Source organism: Alkalibacterium kapii, from assembly GCF_007988865.1.
GTDB classification, from domain to species: domain Bacteria; phylum Bacillota; class Bacilli; order Lactobacillales; family Carnobacteriaceae_A; genus Alkalibacterium; species Alkalibacterium kapii.
In genome coordinates, this window is the sequence record NZ_BJUY01000004.1 from 109,105 (window position 1) to 123,374 (window position 14,270).

At 38.3% G+C, this 14,270-nt stretch carries 11 protein-coding genes; 1 reads left to right on the top strand and 10 read right to left on the bottom strand.

From position 1 onward, the window contains the following. Window positions 1-21: 21 nt before the first annotated feature. From deoB to AKA01nite_RS02920, 7 genes are all read right to left on the bottom strand, one after another. A complete protein-coding gene (gene deoB / locus AKA01nite_RS02890; protein ID WP_146923620.1) occupies window positions 22-1,191 on the bottom strand; it encodes a phosphopentomutase in 1,170 nt (389 codons plus the stop codon). 124 nt (window positions 1,192-1,315) lie between these two features. Further along, on the bottom strand, window positions 1,316-2,215 hold the full coding sequence (gene xerD / locus AKA01nite_RS02895; RefSeq protein ID WP_146923622.1) for a site-specific tyrosine recombinase XerD: 900 nt from the start codon (window positions 2,213-2,215) through the stop codon (window positions 1,316-1,318). A gap of 10 nt (window positions 2,216-2,225) precedes the next feature. Further along, the gene (locus AKA01nite_RS02900; RefSeq protein ID WP_146923624.1) at window positions 2,226-3,107 is read right to left on the bottom strand and encodes a CvfB family protein; all 882 of its coding nucleotides are present in this window, start codon (window positions 3,105-3,107) and stop codon (window positions 2,226-2,228) included. 150 nt (window positions 3,108-3,257) lie between these two features. Then, complete coding sequence (gene pyk, locus AKA01nite_RS02905; RefSeq protein WP_146923626.1) at window positions 3,258-5,015, bottom strand: pyruvate kinase; 1,758 nt, start codon at window positions 5,013-5,015, stop codon at window positions 3,258-3,260. A gap of 66 nt (window positions 5,016-5,081) precedes the next feature. Next, window positions 5,082-6,044, bottom strand: coding sequence for a 6-phosphofructokinase (gene pfkA, locus AKA01nite_RS02910; protein ID WP_146923628.1), 963 nt, complete (start codon window positions 6,042-6,044; stop codon window positions 5,082-5,084). Window positions 6,045-6,234: 190 nt separating this feature from the next. Continuing rightward, window positions 6,235-9,543, bottom strand: a complete 3,309-nt coding sequence (dnaE, locus tag AKA01nite_RS02915) for a DNA polymerase III subunit alpha (RefSeq protein ID WP_146923630.1) — start codon at window positions 9,541-9,543, stop codon at window positions 6,235-6,237. Window positions 9,544-9,660: 117 nt separating this feature from the next. Further along, the gene (locus AKA01nite_RS02920) at window positions 9,661-10,002 is read right to left on the bottom strand and encodes a metal-sulfur cluster assembly factor (protein WP_146923632.1); all 342 of its coding nucleotides are present in this window, start codon (window positions 10,000-10,002) and stop codon (window positions 9,661-9,663) included. Window positions 10,003-10,129: 127 nt separating this feature from the next. On the opposite strand from AKA01nite_RS02920, the gene AKA01nite_RS02925 reads away from it, so the two are divergent. Further along, a complete protein-coding gene (locus tag AKA01nite_RS02925) occupies window positions 10,130-10,945 on the top strand; it encodes a Cof-type HAD-IIB family hydrolase (protein WP_146923634.1) in 816 nt (271 codons plus the stop codon). A gap of 40 nt (window positions 10,946-10,985) precedes the next feature. Here the strand turns inward: AKA01nite_RS02925 and AKA01nite_RS02930 are convergent, their stop codons facing one another. Genes AKA01nite_RS02930 through AKA01nite_RS02940 form a run of 3 tightly spaced genes read right to left on the bottom strand, consistent with a single transcriptional unit; the run spans window position 10,986 to window position 14,265 of the window. Then, the gene (locus AKA01nite_RS02930) at window positions 10,986-12,476 is read right to left on the bottom strand and encodes a phytoene desaturase family protein (protein WP_146923636.1); all 1,491 of its coding nucleotides are present in this window, start codon (window positions 12,474-12,476) and stop codon (window positions 10,986-10,988) included. A 10-nt stretch (window positions 12,477-12,486) separates the two neighbouring features. Next, the gene (locus AKA01nite_RS02935; RefSeq protein ID WP_146923638.1) at window positions 12,487-13,164 is read right to left on the bottom strand and encodes an ABC transporter ATP-binding protein; all 678 of its coding nucleotides are present in this window, start codon (window positions 13,162-13,164) and stop codon (window positions 12,487-12,489) included. Between the two features lie 9 nt (window positions 13,165-13,173). Then, entirely contained in the window at window positions 13,174-14,265 is a 1,092-nt protein-coding gene (locus AKA01nite_RS02940) for an ABC transporter permease (RefSeq protein WP_146923657.1), read from the bottom strand. Window positions 14,266-14,270: the final 5 nt, after the last annotated feature.

The window sequence follows — 14,270 nt, forward strand, 5'->3', positions numbered from 1 at the left end:
ATTTTTTCTCCTCTGTTCATTTTATTTTAATTTATTTAAGAAACTATCTCCAAAGCCAGTTCCTTTGACATTGAAATTATCGGCGATAGTTGCACTGATATCTGCAAACAGACCTTGCGGCAATTCTTTTCCGCCTTCAAATTTCTTGGAATAAACCATAACTGGAATATACTCTCTCGTATGATCAGTTCCTTCAGCTGTCGGATCGTTTCCGTGGTCAGCTGTAATTATGAGCAGGTCATTTTCGTCCAGGGACTCATAAATTTCCGGTATGCGTGCGTCAAATGCTTCAAGAGCATCCCTGTATCCTTCTACATTTCTACGGTGACCATATAAAGCGTCAAAATCGACTAAGTTAGTGAAACTCATACCATTGAATTCTCTGTCCATGACTTTCAGAAGTTGATCGACGCCGTCCATATTCGATTTGGTACGTACTGAATCTGTGATTCCTTGTCCGTTAAAGATATCATTGATTTTACCGACGGCAATAACGTCTTTTCCATCCTCTTTAAGAGAGTCAAGGACAGTATCGCCAAATGGGCTGAGAGCATAGTCATGACGGTTACTGGTACGTGTAAAGTTACCAGGTTCTCCTACATATGGACGCGCAATAATACGACCGATCATATAAGGGTCGTCTTTTGTAATGTCTCTAACATACTCGCAGATCTCGTAAAGCTCTTCAACAGGTATGATGTCTTCATGTGCAGCGATTTGAAGTACCGGATCAGCAGATGTATAAACGATCAAATCGCCTGTTTCCATTTGATGCTTTCCAAGTTCGTCAATGATTTTAGTTCCTGAAGCGGGTTTGTTCCCCACTACTTTTCTTCCAGTGTGCTCTTCGATCTGGTTGATAAGTTCTTCAGGAAACCCATCAGGAAAGACTCTGAACGGTGTTTTTATGTGCAAGCCCATGAGTTCCCAGTGGCCTGTCATTGTATCCTTACCTACTGATTTTTCTTCCAGTTTAGTGTAAAAGCCTTTTGGTGAATCAACAGGCTCGATTCCTTTTAAAGGTGCGATATTACCTAAACCTAAAGATTGCATATGAGGTACATTTAACCCTGCTTCTTCTGCAATATGGCCTAGTGTATGGGCTCCTTCGTCATTAAAATCTTTGGCATCCGGCGCTTCCCCGATGCCAACTGAATCCAGAACAATTAAATGAACGCGATCAAAACTCATAAAAAACTTCCTCCTTTTAATTTTCACTTACTTTAAGAATAAATCAGACTTCTCTAAAATGCAAGAATACCAACATAATTAGCGCTTTTATGAAGATATTTTTAATTTATCCTCATAATTATTATTAAGCTCTGGGATGATAGGTCGTGTAGACATCTTTAAGTCTGTGCTTTGTTATATGTGTATAAATTTGAGTCGTCGACACATTGGCATGTCCCAGCAGTTCCTGTACTACTCTGAGATCGGCTCCATTTTCAAGTAAATGCGTAGCAAAGGAATGCCTTAATGTGTGGGGTGTAATACCCCTGGACAATCCTGCTTTCAATGCCAGTTTTTTTATATTCTTCCAGACACCCTGTCTGCTCAGAGGCTTTCCGCGTACATTTAAAAACACAACAGACGTTTCCAGTTCTGTTTTTTTCAGTAATTGCACACGGCTCGTCGTCATGTAATATTCAAGCCATTTACACCCTTCATCTCCGATGGGAATGAGCCGTTCCTTGTTTCCTTTTCCAACGATTTGGATCAACTTCATTGATAAATGCAAATCATTCGTTTTTAACTCGATCAACTCTGATATCCTCAGGCCAGTAGCATACATGACCTCAAGTATGGCACGATCCCTCACACCTAGAGGCTTGTTTGTATCTGGTGTCAAGAGAAGCTTATCTATCTGCTGCATAGAAACAGTTTTAGGAAGGGTGTCTGCTTTCTTCGGTGTCTTGACATATAACATAGGATCATCCTCCGTGTGTCCCTCCTGCTTTAAATACTGGTGAAATTTTCTTATACTTGAAAACATGCGAATAATCGTATTGTCTGCTTTATTCATCTTTTTTTGTTCACCAAAATATGCCAGTATCAGGTAACGATCAATGGCAGCAAATGATTTCACCTTATTTTTGTCGAGAAAAGATATATATTGTTCTATATCTCTTTTATAGCTGCTGACGGTATTAGAAGATAACCCCTTTTCGATTTTTAAAAATACGAGATACTCATCAAATGGTTCATGGTCGATCATAAATTCAACCTCATTTATCTATTTTCAGATTTTCTTTATAGTCTTGTTTCAATTTTGTTCCATTTTCATCTTGATAAACGATATTTTTCTTCATTAATCTTCCTACAGCGCGTTTGAATTGTCCTTTACTTATACCGAACTGTTTTTTGATGACCTCAGGTTCTGTCTTATTATGAAATGGAATCGAACCATTTTCTGAACGTTTAAGCATCTCAAGTAACATCAGCGCATCATCTTCAATCATTTCATGTGCACGTGGCTGCATCGATGCATACAACACTCCATCTTCTCTGACTCCAATAATACGACCAGACACTTCTTGACCCAGCCGAGGTTCCTTATCACGTTCGCTTGGGTGAACAAATAAAATATACTTCTCATCAGTCATTATATACGTCCCACTTTTTTTGAGATGGAACACGATCCCTGAAACATCCTGATTATGCATTTCTTTCGTGCCTTCAATGTAATCGTCAAACAATTTTTCTTCGTCAGCTAAATCCCCCCAAATACGATTTTTTCTATCCACTTTAATAGAAAGAAAAAGCTTATCCCCTTCTTTTGGCCAAAGACGTCCTTCTGCAGGCAGGTCATCCATAGAAACGACAACATCTTTATCTTGCCATCCTACATCCACAAAAACACCCAGTTTCCTGTTTACTTTGACCACAGTTCCCCAGCCGAATGTTTCTTTAGTGATTTCAGGTATATCTGTCGTAAATACTGCGTTATTTTGTTTATCTGTATAAACAAAACCTCTTAACGTACTGCCAATAGTTACATCATCATCAGAAATAACTTTGTAGGTGATACCGTTTTTCTGGACAAATGCTTCCTTATCATTTTTATCTGTGACTATAGCTATTATTGTTGTTGCCATATCATTAGTCATGTCATACTCCTTTACCGTTACGTTTAAATAAAAAATGAGACAGTGATTGAATGTTATTGGAAGGCGACTTAACATACCGATCCTAAGAATTCTATCAACCACTATCTCATTTATAGCTTATTATTCTAGTTTACTGTTTTTAAAGACGCCTTAGATCGCTGTCGTTGCTCCACGGTAAATGATTCCACGACGAGCATCAACTGTGATCAGTTCATCTTGTTCAATCAATTCTGTGGCATTTTCAGCAGAAACAATAACTGGAATTCCCATAGCAATACCTATGACTGCTGCATGAGAAGTTAACCCACCCTGCTCTACAACGATGGCTGCAGATTTTTCAATTGCCGGAAGGTACTCTTTATCTGTACTCTTGACGACTAAGATACCACCTTCTATAGCACGTTCAATTGCTTCATCAGCTGTATTGGCAACAATCGCTTTACCAATAACAGATTCCGACCCAATACCTTGACCGCTGGTAAGTTTAGATCCAATCAACTGGATCTTCATAACATTTGTCGTTCCACGTTCGCCGACAGGCACTCCAGCTGTGATGAGGATCAAGTCCCCTTCTTTGGCAAATCCTTTATCAACCGTCGTTTGAGTTGCCAGGTTGAACATATCATCTGTTGATGTAGGTTTTCCGGCAACTGTTGGCTGTACACCCCACTGCAGAGCCAACCCTCTTGCTGTTTCTTCGCTGAAAGTCACGGCTAAAATATCTGCTTTCGGTCTGAATTTTGAAATCATACGTGCAGTGTGACCTGATTCAGTAGCAGCAACGATCGTGTGAATGTTCAGATTTTTGGCTGTATGGCCTACTGCTTGACCGATAGCTTCTGTCATATCTGTTTGGTCAAAGGATTTTAATGCGAAAGCATCCTGGTTAACTAACGATGATTCTGTACGAATTGCAATGTTGTACATTGTTTTTACTGCTTCTACTGGATAATCTCCTGCAGCGGTTTCTCCTGACAACATGATCGCATCCGTTCCGTCAAATATAGCATTAGCTACGTCTGAAGCTTCTGCACGTGTAGGGCGTGGATTGATCTGCATCGAATCCAGCATTTGAGTTGCAGTGATAACGGGTTTCCCAGCATTGTTACACAAAGAAATCATACGTTTTTGGACGATCGGCACATCTTCAGTTGGTATTTCCACTCCTAAATCACCACGAGCAACCATCAGGCCATCAGCAATAGCGAGTATTTCCTCAAGATTGTCTACACCTTCTTGATTCTCGATTTTTGGTATGATCTGAACATGCATTTTATCTTCTTTTTCAAGAATTTCAGTAATCTCTAAAACATCTGATGGACGTCTTACAAAAGAAGCTGCAATATAATCAATATTGTTATCCAGTCCGAATTGAATGTCAGCACGGTCTTTTTCTGTCAGACCTGGTAATTTGACTGATACACCAGGAACGTTGACACCTTTTTTATTTTTCAAAACACCGGTGTTCTGAGCTACAGTAACGATTTCTCCATTGTCGTGATCAAGATCGGTAACCTGTAAATTAATAAGTCCATCGTCAAGAAGAATACTTGAACCGGGTGTAACATCGTTGATCAGATCTTCATACGTGACAGAGAATTTTTCTTTTGTTCCTTCTACTTCTGTCATTGAAACACGAACAGTATCGCCTTTTGTAATGGTAATAGCTCCGTCTTTCATGTTGTTTGTTCTTATTTCAGGCCCTTTTGTGTCGAGCATGATACCTACCATTTTTCCTGTTTTTTCTGAGGCTTTGCGGATGTTCTCAATACGTGCAAGGTGTTCTTCAAAATCACCGTGAGAGAAATTTAATCGGGCAACGTTCATCCCAGCTTCAATCAACTTGACCAACGTATCCAGTGATTCGCTGGCCGGGCCAATGGTACAGACAATTTTCGTTTTTTTCATACGTAACACTCCTATATAATTTTAATATAATGACGATTTAAAATAATTAATAACTATGGCATCCCTTTAGGTTGAAATTTCTTCATTCAGCTTATAAAGGTTAAGATTAGGTTCGTGCTTCATATTGTCTAAAGTATCAATAATTTCTCTTACAATGTATTCTTCTTTATCTAATCCGATACATACACCGCCTCGACCTTTTTTCAAGGTTTCTACGGCTTTAGCTCCAAATTGAGAGGCTAGAACTCTATCTCTTGCAGTCGGCGAACCGCCTCTTTGCACGTGTCCCAAAACAGTTACCCGGACATGGAAATTATCGATCGCATCAAGTTTCTCAGCAAATTCCTGGCCATCCATAACTCCCTCAGCAAGCACGATAATTGAATGTTTTTTGCCTTTTTCACGACCTTGTCTTATGTTTTCAGCGACTTCAGTAATGTCAAAATCTTTTTCAGGGATGATGATCTGTTCTGATCCGCTGGCCACACCGGCCCATAAAGCAATGTCTCCGGCATCTCTACCCATCACCTCTATGACGAACGTACGGATATGGGAAGTAGCTGTATCTCTGATTCTATCTAATGCTTCAAGTACAGTATTGATCGCTGTATCAAATCCGATCGTATAATCTGTTCCTGCGATATCATTGTCAATTGTTCCGGGGAGTCCTACACATGGAAAACCATGTTTCGTCAGTGCATAAGCGCCCCTGTATGATCCATCTCCACCAATAACTACTAATCCTTCGATCCCGAAACGCTTGAGCTGTTCGATCCCTTTCAGCTGGCCCTCTTCTGTTGCGAATTGCGGATACCGTGCGGAGTAAAGAAATGTACCGCCACGCTGAATCATGTCCCCGACATCTCTTCTAGTCAATTTTCTGATATCTCCAGCTACGAGTCCGGCAAAACCGTAATTTACTCCATAAACTTCCATATCCTCATGCAGCGCTTTACGTACAACTGCACGAATAGCAGCGTTCATCCCCGGAGCGTCTCCTCCACTTGTAAGAACTCCAATTCTCTTCATCCTAAATCACCTTCAATATAAATTTTGTTTCCATATTCACCTGAAACACCGGTAAACATATGTAAATTCTGCGGGAAGATTATTCCCGAGAAAATTTTAAACCATCACTATAGCTACATCCATTTCTTATCTTATCATTTTTTTGTGAAAATGTCTTATAAAATACAAAGATACACCGAGATTCTTATTATTATCTTAAAACAACATTGCTTTTACCTAGTATTTTTTCAATCGAATGCATTGCTCTATCATTCTGATCGAACCTGAATTTAGATTTCAGTTTTTCTTTTTTATTTGCAGCTTCGTCATAAATAATCACGTCTGTGTTACCCCGATTATTATTCAATATTTCTAAAACTTCATTAAATGACGTTTCCTGTTCTTTTAAATTGCTGAACCTTAGATAAAGCCGCTCTTTTGGATCAGTTAACAGCGTCTCAGGATCAATGAGTGTGTCGATCAGAATATTCCATCTATTTTTTTTGAACTCAGCTTTACCCTTTACAATAAACAGTTTATTTTTTTTAATTATTCTGGAATATCTACGGTAATTGTCAGGGAACAATACTCCCGTTGCCTCTCCAGAAACATCAGTCATTTCCAAAAAAGCCATGGGTTCGCCTCTTTTTGTCTGAATTTTTTTTATATTTTCTATAGACACAAGATAACTTTGTGTTTTGTTTGGATTTGCATTAGTGATAAATGTCAGTGTTATACCTTTCAATGATTTAAGGTACTTTTCCGTCGGATGTCCTGACAAGTAAAAACCGGTTACTTCAAACTCCTGTTTTAATCGTTCTTCCAAACTATAGTCATCTTTCAATTGTATTTTAGGGGCTAGCGATTCAAATAATTCAATATTTCCATTACTCATACTCACACTACTGAGAATCGACTCCAGTGCTTCGGTCAAAGTGTGACGGTTATACTTCAGCTGGTCGAAACTGCCCGCTTGAATTAAAGGTAGTATATAACGTTCTTTTCGCCATCTTTCGTCGATGCTGCTGACAAATGAAAGTAAATCTTTAAACGTACCAAATTTGTTTCTTACCGATAAAATATGCTGAATGTAATCTTTGCGTAAACCCTTGATTGTGTTTAGACCAAAAATTATTTTTCCATTTTCAACTTTAAAGTTGGCTTCACTTTCATTGATACTTGGATGCATCACTTCAATATGATCTTGTTTAGCTTCCAGCAGATAAGTTTTAAGTTTATCTTTATTATTAGAAGAAGCGCGCATCAAAGAAACGTAAAAAGCAGCTGGATGATTGGCCTTGAAATAAGCCAGCTGAAAAGCAAGTTTTGAATAAGAGACAGCATGCGACCGGTTAAATCCATAATCCGCAAAACGTTCTATATGCGCGTATATTTGAAGCGCAGTCTCTTCATCATATCCGTTACGCTTGGCACCTGCAACAAAATGTTTGCGGCCTGCATCTATTTCTTTTTTTATTTTTTTAGATATGGCTCTCCGTAATATATCTGCTTCAACCAGGCTGTATCCCGCTATTTTTTGAGCAACTTTCATGACTTGCTCCTGGTAGATCATCACACCGTTGGTCACTTTCAAAATCTCTTTAAGATCTTCGTGAATATAGTCAACAGTCTCCTGACCGTTCTTTCTTCTAATGTAACCATCGATTTGTTCCATAGGTCCTGGTCTATACAAGGCATTGACTGCCACAATATCTTCAAATGTCGTGGGTTTCAACTTTCTCAATACATTGCGTATTCCACTCGATTCAAATTGAAAAACACCATTTGTTTTACCCTTTCTGAATAAGTCGAGAGTTGCCGGGTCGTCTAAGGGGATAGCCGCTAGTTTTTCCTTCACTGTCCCCTTTAATTCTCTCACATTCTTTAAACAGTCTGCAAGTATGGACAAATTTTTCAGTCCTAAAAAATCCATTTTCAAAAGGCCTACTTTTTCAACCGCATTCATTGCATACTGAGTGAGAGACATCGCCCCGTTTCCTTCTTGAAGTGGAACGGTTTCTATAAGAGGTTTTTTTGAAATAACGACCCCGGCAGCGTGGGTCGATACATGCCTGGGCAATCCTTCGATATCTATAGCTGTTTTAAATAGCATTTTATGCTTGTCGTTTTCATTTACAAGTATTCTCAGTTTTTCTGAAACGTGATAGGCTTTTTTTAAAGTGATTCCTAAAGTACTCGGAATGGCATCTGCCCATTTTTTCTGTTGATCTGTAGATAACCCAAACACACGCCCAGTATCTCGAACAGCCATTTTAGCCGCGAACGTACCGAATGTAGCGATTTGCGCAACGTGCTCTTCACCATATTTCTTTAAAACATAGGTCAAGATCCGGTCTCGCTTGTCATCTGGAAAGTCTAGATCAATATCGGGCATTGTATGCCTTTCTTCATTAAGAAAACGGTCAAAAAGAAGATCATACGCTATAGGATCCACGTCGGTAATATTCAGTACGTAAGAAACAAGTGAACCGGCTGCTGAGCCCCTTCCTGATCCTGTTACAATTTCCCTTTGATGAGCATACTTCATAAGATCCCACACTATTAAAAAATAGTCAGCAAAACCCATTTTAATAATGGTCGAAAGTTCTTTTTCGATTCTTTTATCATATTTTTCTGAGCGGTCAGGTAATTTATCCTGCAAATAAGCATACACAGTCTCTTTTAAATACTCTGCCGAACTCATTTCATTTGGTGTTTCAAATTGAGGTAATGTTCTTTCCCATTCAAGCTCTAAATTTATTGATTCTGAAATGTTCACTGTATTATTCAGCGCATCTTCTAAATTGATTTTTTTATATTTCCTGATCACAGTATCGGGTTTTTTTAGGGGATAGAAAGGAACAGTTTGTTCAGTGCTATCATATGCTATCGTTGTCTGATTTTTGATAGCGTCCAGTACCTTCAATGATATTTTACTTGTGTCTTCTATGGCATTGACTGGTTCACTGATTACTGTGGGCATCGATAGTTCTTGAGATAAATGTTTTATATTATTCACTTTTTCAATATTTTGATTGTTATAAGCGATTCCTAAATAGGTATGGATAATTTCTTTACTGATTTTCTTCAGTATTCTTTTTAATTGGTCAGTGTTCTCCAGAACAGAGTGACTTAGACTTTCGAAATCAATAATTGCTGTTGTATTTGTCGTGTATGTCTTTATATTATCCATAGTGATTTTAATATGGTGGACATTTATTTGTGTTGATAAAGCTAGCAGTTTTTTATAACCTTCTACATTTTCAGCCAGCAAAACAACAGGAACACTTTCATCTGATTCTATATCTAAATATATATGCACTGTTATTCCGATAATAGGTTTTATTCCCTGATTTTTAGCTTCAGAGTAAAATTCTACTGCTCCATGCATGACTTCATTATCTGTCAGTGCTAAGCTCTTGTATCCTAATTCTTTAGCTTTTGAAACAAGTCGAGGAATCGTTAAAGTGCTTTCCAGTAAAGAATAAGCGCTTATCGTATGCAAAGGAACAAAATTCATAAATGGATTCACCTCTTAGAGATTTTAATGTCAACGAGATACTATATAACATTATAACAGTAAAATCTCTCAATAGAGTGAAAGGGGACTATTTCCTTACTTTATTGAGAGACTAATTTATCTTATACCTAATGCAATTCGAGCATACCTGCTCATTCTGGAAGGATCCCACGCCGGATACCATACCAATTTGACTTGTGTTTCTTTTATTTTAGGAATTGGTTTTATTGCATTGAGAATGTCTTCCGTTATGACATCGGCAAGTGGGCAGCCCATTGTAGTCAGGGTGATTTTCACTTCACAAAACCCCTCATCATAGATATTGACTTCATAAACTAATCCCAAATTAACGATATCGATTCCAAGTTCCGGGTCGATAACTGTTTCCAGTGCTTCCATGACTTGTTTTTTGGTATCTTCTATTTCCTGATCCGTCCATAATGCTTTTTCTTCACTCATTAAAAGGCCTCCTTACATTATTATATTAACACATATCGCTATAACTATTATACTTTTTATTAAACCTTTGCTATACTGTTAAAGATACAAAAGATACAAAAGTATTAATGTAAAAGGATGATATGTGATGCAAAAAAAGTTGATTGCACTGGACTTAGATGGAACGACTTTAAATGATCAGTCTCAAATAACCACTAAAACAAAAATGATTTTAGAAAAATTGAAAAAAGAAGGTCACATTGTCTCTATCGTCACAGGCAGACCTTATCGTAATAGTCATTACTATTATAAACAACTAGAACTGGACACACCTATTGTGAACTTCAATGGTGCCTGGTTACACAATCCCTCAAAAAAAACTTTCAGCTATGGATATCATAAAGCATTGAGCAAAGAGCTGGCCTTATCCATGCTTTCTTTAAAAGACACTCCAGATGTTCAGCTGATTGCAGCAGAATCCAGAACATCTATTTATATCGAAGGTGAATACGTTCCTTATCCCGATTTTTTCCCTGAAGGGATCCATATGAGTAAACAATTAAGACCAGAAATCCTGAAAGAAGATCCTACATCTGTTGGTGTCTTTACATCGACTCCAAACTATCAGAAAAAGATAGAACGGCAAATCATAGAGAATTATAAAGGAACGGTTGAAGTAAGAATGTGGGGAGGCAATACTCCCTGCCTTGAAGTCGTTGCCGCCGGTGTGCAGAAAGCCATGGGACTAGAGCGCATCGCAGAACATTACGGCATCAGCAGAGAGAACATCTTGGCTTTTGGGGATCAGGAAAATGATTATGAAATGATTCAGTACGCCGGTCATGGCGTTGTCATGTCAAACGGCACTGAACGGTTGAAAAATATCAGCGACGATATAACAAAAGACACTAATCATGAAGATGGTCTAGCTAATTATCTGGAAGATTTTTTTAAATTGATATAGTAAAAAGGAAGAAAGAGAGAGCCTCTTTCTTCCTTTTCACTTATTTATCGTCTTTCATCAATTCTTCCGTTGCAATTTTAGCCGAAGTTAGAACGATCGGAACACCGGCTCCTGGATGCGTACTGCTTCCAGTAAAATATAAATTTTCTGCATGTTTAGCTTTTGCTTGAGGCCGGAAATGGTTACTCTGTAAAAGTGTAGGTCTTAACCCAAAAGTTGCCCCGTTGTAGGCATTAAAATCTCGCTCAAAGTCTACTGGTGTCATATAACTTTCGGAGATAATATCTTCTTCAACTGTTTCAAATCCTTCCACCGTTTTTAGTTTGCTTAGGATCTGTTGACGATAGTATCGCTTAGTTTTTTCTGTCCACTTATAATTAGCAGTAGCTAGATCCGATACAGGCAATAGAATATACAAACCATCTTTATTTTCAGGAGCAAGGGTCTCATCCATTTTAGAAGCTATATAAACGTAAAAAGAACCATTGTCCAGCAACTTACCATCAAAAATATCTTCTAAGTTCTGATCCAAATCTTGTGAAAAAACGAAATTGTGAACGTTCTCTACTTCGTTATATTTCTTATTCAACCCCAAGTACATGACAAAACAAGAACATGAATACTTCATGCTGTCTATTTTTTTATCTGTGTATTTTCCTTTAGCTTTTTCATCTTTCACAAGATTTTTCATTGCATATGGAAAGTCAGCATTACACATAACATAATCGGATAGAATTTTCTCACCGTTCACCTTGATGCCAGTCGCTTTTTTATTTTCAATAACTATTTCATCAACAGGTGAATTATATTCAATTTTGCCACCCAGCTCTTTAAACAGACGTTCCATAGAACGAGCCATCGTATACATGCCTCCTTCTATAAACCATATACCATACAAGTATTCAATCATGGGAATGATTGTATAAAGTGAGGGGCCATTAGTTGGGGATATACCAATATATAGTGTCTGAAAACTCAGTATTTGCTGTAAACGTTTATCTTTGACAAATTTTGCTATGGAATGATTGGCGCTGTCAAATGTTTTCAGCTTCATCGCCTGGTGGATCATAAATGGATTGTAAAAGTCGCTCGCATGTCTGAACGGACGTTGAATAAAGTATTTTTTGGCTATAATAAAACGATCATAAATGTCTTTCAGATAAGCAAGAAAGCCACTGGCATCTTCATCGCTGATGCCCTCAAGATGGTCGATCATCTTGACCAGGTCGGATGATATATCGATGCGCTCATTTTCAAAGAAAGCCGAATACATGGGTTCCAATCGCGTCATTGGGATATAATCGTCCGGATCACGACCGGCGATTTCAAAAATTTCTTTGAAAATATCCGGCATCATGACGATGCTTGGCCCAACATCAAATGTAAAGCCATCTTTCTTTATCTGATTCATCTTTCCGCCGGGCAGTGATTCTTTTTCATATAACGTAACCTTATATCCTTTATTTTGCAGCCGTATGGCACTTGCTAACCCGGCTACACCAGCTCCTATTACACTTACTGTTTTTGACATGGATTATCGCCTACTTTTTATTATTTTTTGTTAAAACGCCATCTTTCATAGTGTAAACAGCATCGCACTGTTCTGTCAGTCTTTCATCGTGCGTGACCATGATAGTTGCTTTATTTTGTTTCTTTGTTTCTCTGGCAAGTATCTTAACCACTTCAAAAGCACGATCCGTGTCTAAACTGGCTGTTGGTTCGTCAGCCAATATTACTGAGGGATCATGATACATTGCTCTTGCTATAGCTGCCCGCTGTTTTTCGCCTCCAGATAAATCGCTTGGATACTTATTCATCAATTTTTCGATTCCAAGCTCAGATAAGAGTTTCTCTACTCTGTTTTCATCAAGCTTTGTTTTTTCTATCTTATTGACTAATTTCAATTGATCTTTAACCGTTAAAAATGGGATAAGGTTTGACGCTTGCAAAATAAACCCGATTTCGTTGAAACGTTTTTTTGCACGATCTTTTTCATTTAAATCACTGAACTTCTGATTTCTGATAAACACTTCTCCCTCAGTCGGCGATTGAAGTCCACCGATGATCGTCAATAATGTACTTTTACCCGATCCGCTTGGTCCTATGATCGCTACAAACTCCCCCTCTTCCACAGAAAAATTCGTTGGTTTCAATGCTTCAATCTTTTTTCTTCCATCCTGAAAAATTTTATTTGTTTCTTTTAATTCGATAAGTTTCATAGCTGTCTCCTAATCTATTGCTTCTAACGGGTCTATATTTACTATTGTTCTTACTGATAAGAAAGCTCCTGCTACTGCTACGATTATCAGCAAAGCCGTAATCGAAGCTAGAAAGATCAGATTGTTTTGATATGGGACAGCTGCCGGTAAAAGTAGACCTGTCAGCAAGGTCAAACCTAAACCAGTAAATACACCTATAGATGATAGTATAAAAGTCTGGCTTATCACTGATTTTGAAATGTAACCGGAGGATATGCCTTGTGCTTTCATTACACCGATTATAGATGATTTCTGAAGAGTTAGAACATAAATGAATATACCTATGATCATCGCGGCTATAAGTACCAGGAAGCTTATCATCAAACCGAACGTAAGCACCTGGGCTGTATAGCCCGGTAAATCGGATATAAATTCACTGATTGTGAAAAGTTCCAAATCATCACTGTTGACTGAGACATCTCCCAGTTCTTCTGAATCGCTTCGGACAACTACAGCACTGATGATCTGATCTTCTCTTTCGCCAAATCCATTCGCTCTGACTTGCTGATAAGTCGGCTGGTTTATGTATAAGACCGGACCTACACTGAATTTTGCATTCTCCGTAAACCCGACAATCTCTACTTCCATATCTGCACCGGCTAAAGATACGACGTCCCCTATCTCTAAACCTTCTTCTTCTTTAAGACTTATGTTGGCTATAGCCTCTTTGTCATCGTTGAATTCTTCTCCTTCGACAACGTTCGGAAAAATAAATTCTTCTTTCTCTATGCCAAAGAAAGTAACGTTTACTTTGCTCTCTTCCCCTGTCTGGTCATTTTTCTGAACGACACTCGGTGCTACACCTAAAGAAGCTTTTTCGGTAGCTTCTACCTCGTCGATCTGTTCTTTATTGAACATCGACATATTTATATTCAAATTAGATTCGTCCGCGAGTACGATCCCGTCAGCGTCCCACTTATCGATACTCATCCGATTCTCCTGGGCTAGTCCGTAAGCAAGTCCTGTCAGGAAATAAACAAGATATGCGATAAGTACGACCATCCCTATAATCAATGCAAAACGAGTTTTTGAATATTTGATCTCTCTCCACGCCAAAAACATAATCC